Origin of the sequence: Snodgrassella sp. W8124, assembly GCF_016100875.1 — a bacterium.
GTDB classification, from domain to species: domain Bacteria; phylum Pseudomonadota; class Gammaproteobacteria; order Burkholderiales; family Neisseriaceae; genus Snodgrassella; species Snodgrassella alvi.
Genome location: NZ_JACFRP010000001.1, coordinates 542,387 through 553,857, shown reverse-complemented (window position 1 = coordinate 553,857; position 11,471 = coordinate 542,387). Strand labels below are relative to the sequence as shown.

Below are 11,471 nucleotides of genomic sequence, written 5' to 3'. Positions count from 1 at the left end.
CAGTGAATTTGCGGGAATAGCTCAGTTGGTAGAGCGCAACCTTGCCAAGGTTGAGGTCGCGAGTTCGAGACTCGTTTCCCGCTCCAAAAAACATGCTCACATGTATAAAGTGAATTTGCGGGAATAGCTCAGTTGGTAGAGCGCAACCTTGCCAAGGTTGAGGTCGCGAGTTCGAGACTCGTTTCCCGCTCCAAGTTTGATGTATTAGTTACTCTACCCGATTGAGTAAATATATAAGGCGGGATGGCAGAGTGGTCATGCAGCGGACTGCAAATCCGTGTACGCCGGTTCGATTCCGACTCCCGCCTCCAGATTATATTAGAGTTTCATGGCGGGGTGGCAGAGTGACTATGCCACAGTGTGCAAAGCTGTGCAGGCCGGTTTAAATCCGTGCCCCCGCCTCCATACAGCACACAAATATGCACAAAAGTGCATTAAAAACTACCCGCCCGGGTGGTGAAATTGGTAGACACAACGGACTTAAAATCCGTCGGCTCTTAAAACGGCCGTGCCGGTTCGATTCCGGCTCCGGGCACCATTTAATGAATCCAGATACACTTAAATGTATCTGGATTCATTACATTTATATTTTAAGAAATACACACTTGTATATTTTGCTTCTTCAACTGCTCTGTGACATACAAACATTAAATTGATACCTGAAATTCTATTGATGATTTTCTACCTCTTACATATACTCCTATACATAAAGAACATGCTCTAACATATTTTATAAAATTTAGAAAAGCAGTAATCAAACTATACTTAGTATTTTTAATAACCATGCATTTTAAAAAACATGAATTTAAAGCTGGGTGAAGTGTATAGAACTTTAAAACAGGCACTGAATTCGAAGTAGCTAATACCTTAGGCATGCGCAGCCAATAGCAAAACTGATAAAGAACTACAGAGATAAAAAGCCAGCAAATTTATCAAATTTATATTGGTAACAATGAAATTAGCGAAATTCCAATGTTAGATAAATGTTTTATTCAATACTACTATCGTATAAAGCAAAATTTTTCATACAAATCTATATTCTCAATTATGATTAGCTATAAATTGAAATATAAATTGAGAATATAAAAATAATTTCATTATTGCTTAATCCAGTCATTATTACTCTATCTTTAGCAACAAATCTTTATTATTAAATCATAAACCCATTGCTTCCCGAATCATTCTTTTTTTAATTAAGCTTGAATAATTCACCAGATTCAATCCCTGATTACGAACCCAGCCAATGGCAGGAAAATAGTCATTGGCAAATAATTTGAATAAACCATCACAACTATATTGCATCAGCCGTACTGCTAATAATCTTGATCGCTGATACTGTCTGAGAATAGACCACGTACCCGAATCACTGGCATTTGTCAGTAAGTTACTGAGACATTGCACATCTGCAAAACCCAGATTTACGCCTTGTCCGGCCAATGGATGAATAGTATGAGCTGCATCCCCAATCAGAGCAATTCTTTGGCTAACAATTTTTTTAGGCTGTCGCATTATCAGGTCAAAGTTGAACACAGAAGTGGTTAGTGTTAGTTCACCTAACTTTTGATTACCTGCCAAAGCAACTTCCCGTACAAAACTTTCTTTATCCAGCTTCGTCAGACTTTCTGGGTCAGATGTCGACCATACGATAGAAATCTGCTGCTGTGGTAAAGGTAAATAAGCAAGAATATCACTACCACGAAACCACTGATAAGCACATCCATTATGTGGTTTTTCCGTGTTGAAATTAGCAACAATACCTTGTTGCTGATATGGAGAAGCGGTTACTTCAATGCCAACCTGCTCACGCAACCAAGAATTAGCTCCATCCGCACCAACAACTAGCTGACTGCAATAGGTTTGACCATTTTCCAGAGTTATCTTTGCCGACCATACATCGGTAATCACCGATTGAGGACAACTACTGATTATTGCTATCCCCTCTTGCTCCAATGCTAGCCACAATTTTGCCAGTAAATAGCGGTTTTCAACCATAGAATTTAAACAAGGTACATTTACACTGGAGGCGTCAAAACTAATGCATCCATTACCATCACCATAAACTTCCATATGGCTTACTTTTTGTACTCTTTCTTCCGGCCAAACGCCTAAACTATTTAAAAATTGCTGATTAGTCGGACTAATGGCATAAATACGGGCATCCCAAGACTGAGAAAGACTGAGCAAATCTGTTTGAGGTGGCTTTTTTTCAATGATAAGAATCTTTTTACCCTGCTGATGTAAAGCTAAAGCTAAAGTTGCACCAACCAACCCTCCCCCTAGAATAATGACATCAAAATCATATTGTGTGTTTATGCTCATTTTGCTTTCCATATCGTTTAAACAATAGTATTTATTCTAGATATCGGGATGAGGAGTTACTCCAAAAACCAGCTGCCTGGTAAACTTATGCTTCAAAACAGGCACTGATCCCAAAATACTCATACCCATACTTTGTCCATATGCCAGCCCGCTGTGAGCATGATCAAACAGTTGTACCAGAATATGCGTAAAGCCTACAACTGCACGAGCATCATAAGCACGTATTCGTGCATATTTTCCGGCTAAAGAACTATCATTAAGAGAAATTTTATCTGTCTTACCAAATGTTGCACTTAACATTTCGGCATCACGAACACCGAGATTCAATCCTTGTGCAGCAACTGGATGCATGGTTTGGGCAGCATTTCCAATGCAAATTACTCTCTGGCTATATACCTGGTTAAGCTGACGTAATTTCAATGGAAAAGTTGCCGGCGTTCCCATTTGCTCTAAATGACCTAAGCGATCTCCCATTACAGACTGTAACTGCTGATTAAATTCAGCCACATTCCACAGCTCTCGTTGCAATGCTTCTTCATGAGTACATGTCCAGACCAGTCGAAAATCATTTCTATAAGGTAATAAAGCAAGCGGTCCATTTTCAGTAAAACGTTCATAGGCAATAGCATGATTGCCTGCCTCGAACTTTAGAGTATTAACTAAAGCCAGCTGCCGGTAATCATGGGTGTGTACTTTTATATTCGGCAAACCGGCAGCCAGTTCACCTCCTTCTGCCAGAATCAGCCATTGTGCAGTTAAGTTATGCCTTCGTTGCTGATAAAAACACTGTGCTGAAGCCCAATGAGTTGTACTTTGTACCTGTTCAACAGTTGTTTGCCATTGCACAGATATATTGTTTTTTTGTAATGCTGTTTCACAAGCCTGTAATAATCTGACATAATCAATCGTCGCTCCAAGATAAGGTAATCCTATATCCTGTGCTGACATCAGTACACGACCAAAATGATGCTGCCGTGAAACATGTACCTGCCGGATAAAAGTCAACATTTCATCAGGCAGATATACTCCGGCCTGCCGGAAAGTCTGGATACTATGATATGACAAAGCAAGAGTACGCTGATCATTCAGATTACTGTCAGCAGCTCTGGCCTCCAGTAATAAAACCGATTGATTCTGCTGTTTTAACAACAAAGCAGTAAGCATGCCAACAGGGCCTGCACCGATAATAATAAACGGATAATGTGATAATGGCTGCATAAGCAGTACTCTTAATCAAGACAGTCAAATTCTAACGTAATTTATCCATATAGAAACATAAATCTTATTTACCAGTCAGATTAAATAAAATTCTTGCTAAGCTAATATGTAATTCTTTTTTCAAGCACTAAAGTTCTACTCCAACTTCTTCAGCCTGATAATGAAATAAATATTACTCTTTTACTTAATAGTTTATAAATTGATAAAATTTATTTCGACAGATACAATTACTAAATCGAAAAATATACAAAATAAAACACCATTATAAAAATGGTGCTTTATATGGTTTCAATGTTTCTGTTTATGCTTTTTTTCGCATCAATACACCACCAATCAGCATTGCCAGCAACTGTACACTAATTAATACAACAGCAGTCATAAACCACCCTCCACTCTCAAAGGCATGACCACATAATAATGAGCCGGCAAAACCGCCTGCATAATAGCACATGTAATACAGACCGGAAGCCAGTGAACGGCCTTCTGTTACATTGGCAGAGATATAGGTAATAGTAGACGATTGAGTAATAAAAATACCGCTACTCATAATAGCCAGTGCCAGTACGATAACCCATAACGGATGCATCAGGGTTATCAGCACACCAAAAATGGATAAACTCATAGCTATTAATACAGTTAGATTGGTACCAAATTTGACAATTAACCGAGCTGATAATGGAGTAATAATCATACCAATCAGATATACGGCAAAAATATTAGCTAATTGTGAACTGCTTAAATTATATGGCGGCTGATCAAGATACAAATTGATATAGGTAAAACAACCAACCAGAGAAAACAGAACACAAAAACCCAATGCACAAGCTGCAAGAATATACCGGTTATGTAAATGATGCCATAAGGTTATTAATGCTGTTGAAATCTGTGGTTTAGCCTCGAATTTTTGCGATGCAGGAAGATTTTTCCATACCAGAACCGCTCCAGATATACTGATAATACCCATTATTAAGAAAGCTTGACGCCAGCCCATAAAGTCTGTGAGGTATCCCATTAGAAACCGGCCAAGGAAACCACCCAATACCGTACCGGAAACATAAAAGCTCATCAGTTTGATACGTGTATTACCAGAAAATTCTTCACCTAAATAAGCCAGTAAAACGACAGTTATGCCGGGTACTGCGACACCCTGAGCAAAGCGTAACCACCATAGCCAATTGATACTATGCACAAAAGACAATGCTAAAGTAGGAATAGCAATAAAAAAAACCGAACCTACGATAAAAGCTTTGCGTCCGAAAGCATCTGAAATCATTCCTAAAAACGGAGACGTTAATGCGACGGCCAAAATTGTCGCTCCTACTGTTGAACCTATTGCGGCAGCACTGGCATGGAACTCCTGCATCAATACAGGTAATACTGACTGGATAGCGTAAACCTGAATAAAAGCCAGAGCACCGGTAATCAGCACTGTTATAATTAAGGCCAGATTCAGTTTTGGAGTGATTGAAGGTGTAAGTGGTTTACTCATTATAATGCAAACTATTTATTAGAATTATCTGAATAACATATAATAATTAATCTGATTATTTCAAATAATGGTTAAACAAAATATTTTAAAATTTGTTATATTATGTATTTTATTTATTATACCTCTCAATGTAATTATAGCTTTTCAGATTTGCAGTAATTTAAACTTCTGGATAATATCACTTTATTCTTTATATAGTTATTATTAATTATTAATTTCTTAAAAAATAAACCGTTAATAAATTGAGTTTATACGCTTACAAAAATATGAATAAATATTACCTATATAAAAATATTTATATCAATCAACTAATTAAACAATATCATTTTATTTATTGCATTTAATGGTTATTATCCGTGTAAACTTCAATTAGCAATAATATACAGATATTACAACTTTAAACTGAATAATATATTTCAAGAAAGTAGAATAGTATCAACATTTTTTATAGTAATAAGGGGATTAGATATTTAAAAAGCATTTGGAATAACTAGTATTAATTTTAAATTAATGTCAAAATAAAATAAATTTGTGTAATTAAGTGCAATCTTATAAATTGTATAAACTTTAACTTTAATTTATTATCGCCGCCTGTTTCATCGCTGCGACAATAATCCTCAGGATCCTTGTATCATGGCAATAAGTTTTTTAGATAAAACCGACCTGAAAATCCTGCAAGTTTTACAAGATAATGGTCGTCTTACTAATGTTGAGCTATCCGAGCGAGTAGCTTTATCACCATCGCCATGTCTGCGCCGGTTAAAGCAGCTTGAAGAATCGGGGATTATTCGCCGTTATGCAGCTCTTCTGGACCCTTATCATGTAGAACTGGGTTTGCAGGCATTTATTCGGGTTAGAGTTAATAAAAGTAAACAGTCCCGTGATGAGTTTACTCTTGCTGTTCAAAGCTGGCCTCAGGTGCTTAATTGTTTTGCACTCACTGGGGAGTCTGATTACATTCTTCAGGCTTTTTTCTCAGATATGAATGCTTTTTCGCACTTCGTACTGGAAACTTTACTGGCAACTCCGGGAGTGGAAGATGCCAAATCCAGCTTTGTACTGAAAGAGATTAAAACAACTACTTCGTTACCGCTGGAACATTTAAATGTAGGCTAAAAAACTCAAAATTAGTTTTAATAAACTAATAGTAAAGAATGTTTTAATTGTTTAAGAATTCATGCTACGCTTGAGCGTCTGTTATCTACATAGATAAATACATATGTCTGTCATTTATAATCAGGATGAAGAAATTATTGCTATTTGCCGCCACTGGCTGGAACAGGCAGTAATCGGACTTAATCTTTGCCCTTTTGCCAGAAAACCTTACAATTTAAAAAGATTGCGGTTTAGCATAAGCCATGCCAGACATGTTGATGCATTTCTGGAATTCATAGAGCAGGAAATTCAGTTGTTGTTACAAACGCCGGCACACGAAACAGAAACCACTTTAATTGTCGAACCTTCATTATTTACAGATTTTGAGACGTTTCTGGATGCTGTAACTTTAGCAGAAGATGTACTTCAGGAGATTGGAGCAAATGGCATCATACAAATAGCCCCTTTTCATCCTGAATTTCAGTTTGCTGATGAACCTAAGGATGATATCAGTAACTATACTAATCGCAGTCCCTATCCTATTTTACACTTGATACGTGAAAGTAGTATTGATCAAGCGATTGCGGCATTTCCTGATGCTGCAACCATATATGAACGTAACAAAGCATTGTTACGTGAAATGGGAATGGAAAGCTGGACAAAATTAGCAATCGAATACCCGTTGCAAAAATCAAAATAAATTAATCTTAAACTTCATATCAAATTGTAAAATTCGAATCTTTCCTCTGAACTATCATGCTAAATCTTTTATTAATAGCTCACTTTTTATCGAGTTTACTTTTTAACACCATACGAAATTATTGTTAAAATCTCTATTTGCTTAAATAGTAAACTATCAAGAATGACGCCAGTTAACCCTTCTGTTGTACAGTTTGCCTTTTCTTTATTAAAGCAAGGCAATCGAATACTGCAATTAATATTTTTATTTATCGTTAGTTTATTACCATTTCCTGTACTGGCTGCCGGCTTACCTGCCCATGAATTGAGTTTATGGTGGTGCTTTCCTTTTATCGGTTTGCTTTTGTCTATAGCTTTGTGTCCGATATTGATACCTAAAACATGGCATAGTCATAGTGGAAAAATTATCGGTGTATGGTGTGCTGCATTTCTGATACCTCTGAGCTGCTACTATAATGTTTCAGCTGGTTTATCTATTACCATACATGCATTGTTACAGGAATATATTCCATTTATGCTTTTACTACTGGCTTTATATACACTTTCCGGTGGTATTCTTATTCAGCATAATGGTAATGGCAGTGTAAAACTCAATGTACTGATTCTGGCAGCAGGTACACTTCTGGCCGGAATCATGGGTACAACTGGTGCTGCCATGCTATTTATCCGCCCTTTATTGCGGGCCAATGCTCAGCGACGCCATCGAACTCATCTTGTGGTATTTTTTATTTTTCTAGTGGCCAACATCGGTGGCGGATTAACCCCGCTTGGGGACCCGCCATTATTTCTGGGTTTTCTGAAAGGTGTTGGTTTTCAGTGGACATTCGTTCACATGCTTTTACCCGTAATTATCAATACTCTGATTTTACTATTTATTTTCTTTTGTATTGATTACTATTTATGGCAACGTGAAATTATTACCAATGATAAAGTTCAGAACAGTATTTCTTCATGGTCTATTCAGGGTAAAGCCAACTTATTGTTATTATTTGCAGTTACTGGAGTAATATTGGTTTCCGGATTATGTAAAAATTTACCGGTATGGAATATTTACGGAATCGAAACCAATTTAGTTGCATGGATACGTGATGGTTTACTGCTTATCATTACTTTGTGTTCACTAAAATTAACACCAGCACAATTACGCAGACAAAATGACTTTAACTGGGCACCTATGGTTGAAGTAGGTAAATTATTTATCGGAATTTTCATAACTATTGCTCCTGTAATGGCTATATTACAACTCGGAAAGGCAGGAAGTTTCGGAATACTGATAAATTTAATTGAGCAAAATGGAGAACCAGTAAACACTCTCTATTTCTGGCTAAGTGGTTTATTGTCTGGCTTCCTGGATAATGCGCCTACCTATCTGGTGTTTTTCAATCTTGCTGGAGGTGATGCTGCTTTACTTATGCAACATTTACCTTCTACATTAATGGCGGTTTCTATGGGTTCAGTATTCATGGGAGCGCTCAGTTATATTGGTAATGCTCCTAATCTCATGGTTAAATCTATTGCCGAGCAACACCGAATTACTATGCCAAGCTTTTTTGGCTACATGGGTTGGTCTGTTACTCTGCTTATTCCGGTTTTTTTACTGGATACTTTATTGTTTTTTTAACTTATCGGAATAGCCGGCCATTAAGGTTTATTTAGTTATGCAATTATTGAAATACCTGCAAGCACAAGGTTTGGGCAGTCGCAAGCAATGTCAGGCATTAATTGACGACGATGCCGTACGAATTAATGATACGCTCTGCAATCATGCTCAAATGGATATCGACCCGAAAGCGGTAAGCAGTTTATATATTGATGATGTGAGTCTGATTCCAGTACCTCTTCCTTATTTTTATATTCTGCTCAATAAACCCGCTGATTATGAAACTTCGCATAAACCACAATTTTACCCGAGTGTTTTTAGTTTATTACCAGAGCCATTGCGTCATCTGGACATGCAGGCTGTAGGCAGGTTGGATGCAGATACAACCGGCGTATTAATCCTGACTAACGATGGTCAGTTTAATCACCGTTGCACGTCACCAAAACATAAACTTCCAAAAATTTATCGTGTTAGTTTGAAGCATGCTGCAGACGAAAAACTATGTATTATTTTAAAAAACGGGGTCTTGTTACACGATGATAACGAAACGGTAACTGCACAGACCGCTGAGTTAATTGATCCGCATACCTTACAGCTTACCATTACTTCAGGTAAATACCACCAGGTAAAACGGATGATAGCTGCAGCCGGCAATCGTGTTACTGCCTTGCATCGCAGTGCTTTCGGACTATGGCAGACTGATGATCTACCTGCTGGCGGATGGCGTTTTTTTCAACCTGAGTCCGGCTTAATGTAACATGCTTAATACAGATATTATTTTCCAACTAATCAATATTATCGGAACAGTCGCTTTTGCCGTATCAGGTTATCTGGTTGGTTTTCGCAAAAGACTTGATATTCTCGGGGTGGTCATTGTAGCTTTACTTACTGCGGTAGGCGGCGGCATGATGCGTGATGCATTGGTCGGTCACATTCCTATGATTTTTAAAAGTAATACAGCATTGTGGACTATTTTTATTACATTAGTAATATCATGGGTGTGCCATTTACAATATCATCGTCATCGTGTACTCGCGGTATGGTTTGTTGTTGCAGATGCTCTTGGGCTGGCAGCATTCAGTCTGACTGGTGCGCAATTTGGTCTGGATCTTGAATTAAACTGGTTTGGTGTAATTACACTGGCATTTGTAACAGCTGTAGGCGGTGGGATACTTCGCGACATACTGGTAAACGAAGTACCCATTATTTTACGTAGTGATATTTACGGTACCATTGCTATTTTACTTGGCTTACTTCTGTGCCTGCTGGATCACTGGAAAATGGTTACACCATTAAGTATTAATTTGCTGTTTATTGGTGGTGTACTAAGCCGTTTACTCGCTTATCATTACAACATTACCCTGCCGGGATTTCAAAAGAAGAAAAATTACAAAATATAACAAAACTACAAGAACTTTCGCTGCAAAAAACAGTCTAAGTCATTAAGATGATGTTCATACGCAGCTACAAGCGTATAAATTAAAGATTTAAAATGGTTTTTCAGTATTCTCTTGTCGAAACATTATTTTGGCCCTCTGCTGCTTCTCCCCTTGGCACAGAGGGTTCTTTTTATCTGCAATTTTTATCAGTCATTTCTACCGATAGAAGAAGCTATTTTGTATTTTGATAAATACAAACAAAATATTAGTTCTGATAAATTATCACTATTTTATTAATCTTCTTCTGAACTCATACTATGATTTAATGATAAATATTTTGATAACCCAATATGACTATCATTCTTTCATGCGCTACAATGCCGTCTTTTATTCGCAAAAGCAACCATAAAACCGTAAAAGAGATTAAATAATAACTATTTCTTTGCTTGAAATCTTATTTTTCAGCGCTATGTACGGTAAAGTTAGTTTTAATATTATAGATAAGAAAGTATCCAAGTGATGGAAAATAGAAAATTACGTTATATTGCTTCTGCAGTTATTCTCAGCCTGACACTGAGTCCACTGGCTGAAGCCAAAAGAGTTGGCGGTGGCGGTAACCGTGGAATGTCCCGCTCAAGTTACTCCAGCTCTTATTCTGGCTCATCCTACCAATCCAATCGCGGCAACTATGCAAACTCTTCTTCCAGCCGACTTGGCGGTGGCAATAATGCAGGTATGTCACGTTCTTACTCTAACTCCGGACGTAATGATTATCGCTCTGATAATCAGAACAATTATTCTGGTCAGACACAGCCGCGCGGTAGCAATACCGGTCGGGTAATTGGTGCAGGTGTAGCTGGTGCCGCTATTGGGGCACTTGCAGGTCATGCAATGGCTAATCATAACCAGCAACAAACCAATTCACCTGAGACAAATGCTGATGGTAATTATAGTGAGAATGCTACTGATAGTAATAATGCAGCCGCTACTCAATCTACCAATTCTGATCAGCCACAGGTACAGCAACAATCACAACCGGAACCTAAAAGTGGCTTTAGCTGGTTATGGTTACTTATTATTGTATTTGGTGGTGTTTATCTTTACCGTCGTTTTGCCGCTAAAAGGAATAATCAGTCAAATATACCTTATGCCGGAAATACCAAGCCTAATAATTTCACTTCATTAAACAATAATAGCAACAGTAGTAGTACCAATATTTTCGGACAAAATATTGGAAGCAATAATAATTTAATTACAAACAATTTATCTGGCATGGCAGACGGAAGTAATCCAGACGCATTTCTGCGTTTCGCACGCCAACGTTTTAATCATGTTCAGTCAATGAACAATGCCTCAAATCTGGAAGAAATCCGCCGTTACTTTACTTCAGATATGTTCGCAGATATCCGTAATGATATTATAAATAATCATGAAACTGCTGAATTCAGTAATCTTAATGCCGAACTGGTAGACAGCACTCAGGAAAATGGTCAGTATATTGCCAGTGTACGTTTTAGTGGTTTAGTGAGTGAAGAGCTGGGTAGTGCACAGCAACCATTCAGTGAAGTATGGCATTTTGTTAAACCTATGGGTAGTCAGCAGGATTGGCTGATTGCAGGTATACAGCAGGATTAATTCTCACTTGCACATATTTAACTAGCAATTATATTTA

Annotated in this window: 9 protein-coding genes and 5 tRNA genes; 11 read left to right on the top strand and 3 right to left on the bottom strand. The window is 37.6% G+C overall.

The window, feature by feature from the left end; genetic code table 11:
- Positions 1-10: 10 nt before the first annotated feature.
- From H3U73_RS02405 to H3U73_RS02385, 5 genes are all read left to right on the top strand, one after another.
- Positions 11-86 (top strand) — tRNA-Gly (locus H3U73_RS02405).
- 31 nt (positions 87-117) lie between these two features.
- Positions 118-193: transfer RNA gene (locus tag H3U73_RS02400), tRNA-Gly, on the top strand.
- A gap of 44 nt (positions 194-237) precedes the next feature.
- A tRNA-Cys gene (locus H3U73_RS02395) sits at positions 238-311 on the top strand.
- A 19-nt stretch (positions 312-330) separates the two neighbouring features.
- Positions 331-405, top strand: a tRNA-Cys gene (locus H3U73_RS02390).
- Positions 406-447: 42 nt separating this feature from the next.
- Positions 448-538, top strand: a tRNA-Leu gene (locus tag H3U73_RS02385).
- A gap of 617 nt (positions 539-1,155) precedes the next feature.
- Here the strand turns inward: H3U73_RS02385 and H3U73_RS02380 are convergent.
- The 3 genes from H3U73_RS02380 to H3U73_RS02370 form a co-directional block, all read right to left on the bottom strand.
- The gene (locus H3U73_RS02380) at positions 1,156-2,319 is read right to left on the bottom strand and encodes an FAD-dependent monooxygenase (protein WP_198189976.1); all 1,164 of its coding nucleotides are present in this window, start codon (positions 2,317-2,319) and stop codon (positions 1,156-1,158) included.
- Positions 2,320-2,355: 36 nt separating this feature from the next.
- Entirely contained in the window at positions 2,356-3,537 is a 1,182-nt protein-coding gene (locus H3U73_RS02375; RefSeq protein WP_025331017.1) for an FAD-dependent monooxygenase, read from the bottom strand.
- Between the two features lie 301 nt (positions 3,538-3,838).
- A complete protein-coding gene (locus H3U73_RS02370) occupies positions 3,839-5,026 on the bottom strand; it encodes an MFS transporter (RefSeq protein WP_198189975.1) in 1,188 nt (395 codons plus the stop codon).
- A 633-nt stretch (positions 5,027-5,659) separates the two neighbouring features.
- Between H3U73_RS02370 and H3U73_RS02365 the strand changes: the two genes are divergently transcribed.
- From H3U73_RS02365 to H3U73_RS02340, 6 genes are all read left to right on the top strand, one after another.
- The gene (locus tag H3U73_RS02365; protein ID WP_025331019.1) at positions 5,660-6,142 is read left to right on the top strand and encodes an Lrp/AsnC family transcriptional regulator; all 483 of its coding nucleotides are present in this window, start codon (positions 5,660-5,662) and stop codon (positions 6,140-6,142) included.
- A gap of 103 nt (positions 6,143-6,245) precedes the next feature.
- The gene (locus tag H3U73_RS02360) at positions 6,246-6,821 is read left to right on the top strand and encodes a DUF1415 domain-containing protein (protein ID WP_198189974.1); all 576 of its coding nucleotides are present in this window, start codon (positions 6,246-6,248) and stop codon (positions 6,819-6,821) included.
- Positions 6,822-6,983: 162 nt separating this feature from the next.
- Positions 6,984-8,441 carry a sodium:proton antiporter gene (locus tag H3U73_RS02355; protein ID WP_198189973.1) on the top strand — a complete coding sequence of 486 codons (1,458 nt, stop codon included), beginning with the start codon at positions 6,984-6,986 and terminating at the stop codon, positions 8,439-8,441.
- A 37-nt stretch (positions 8,442-8,478) separates the two neighbouring features.
- Complete coding sequence (locus H3U73_RS02350) at positions 8,479-9,177, top strand: 16S rRNA pseudouridine(516) synthase (RefSeq protein ID WP_198189972.1); 699 nt, start codon at positions 8,479-8,481, stop codon at positions 9,175-9,177.
- A gap of 1 nt (position 9,178) precedes the next feature.
- The gene (locus tag H3U73_RS02345; RefSeq protein WP_198189971.1) at positions 9,179-9,820 is read left to right on the top strand and encodes a trimeric intracellular cation channel family protein; all 642 of its coding nucleotides are present in this window, start codon (positions 9,179-9,181) and stop codon (positions 9,818-9,820) included.
- Between the two features lie 498 nt (positions 9,821-10,318).
- The gene (locus tag H3U73_RS02340; RefSeq protein WP_198189970.1) at positions 10,319-11,434 is read left to right on the top strand and encodes a Tim44 domain-containing protein; all 1,116 of its coding nucleotides are present in this window, start codon (positions 10,319-10,321) and stop codon (positions 11,432-11,434) included.
- Positions 11,435-11,471: the final 37 nt, after the last annotated feature.

Excerpts from the sequence above, each read along its gene's own strand:
- H3U73_RS02380 (WP_198189976.1), bottom strand. The coding sequence starts at position 2,319 with ATGAGCATAAACACACAATATGATTTTGATGTCATTATTCTAGGGGGA.
- H3U73_RS02375 (WP_025331017.1), bottom strand. The coding sequence starts at position 3,537 with ATGCAGCCATTATCACATTATCCGTTTATTATTATCGGTGCAGGCCCT.
- H3U73_RS02370 (WP_198189975.1), bottom strand. The coding sequence starts at position 5,026 with ATGAGTAAACCACTTACACCTTCAATCACTCCAAAACTGAATCTGGCC.
- H3U73_RS02365 (WP_025331019.1), top strand. The coding sequence starts at position 5,660 with ATGGCAATAAGTTTTTTAGATAAAACCGACCTGAAAATCCTGCAAGTT.
- H3U73_RS02360 (WP_198189974.1), top strand. The coding sequence starts at position 6,246 with ATGTCTGTCATTTATAATCAGGATGAAGAAATTATTGCTATTTGCCGC.
- H3U73_RS02355 (WP_198189973.1), top strand. The coding sequence starts at position 6,984 with ATGACGCCAGTTAACCCTTCTGTTGTACAGTTTGCCTTTTCTTTATTA.
- H3U73_RS02350 (WP_198189972.1), top strand. The coding sequence starts at position 8,479 with ATGCAATTATTGAAATACCTGCAAGCACAAGGTTTGGGCAGTCGCAAG.
- H3U73_RS02345 (WP_198189971.1), top strand. The coding sequence starts at position 9,179 with ATGCTTAATACAGATATTATTTTCCAACTAATCAATATTATCGGAACA.
- H3U73_RS02340 (WP_198189970.1), top strand. The coding sequence starts at position 10,319 with ATGGAAAATAGAAAATTACGTTATATTGCTTCTGCAGTTATTCTCAGC.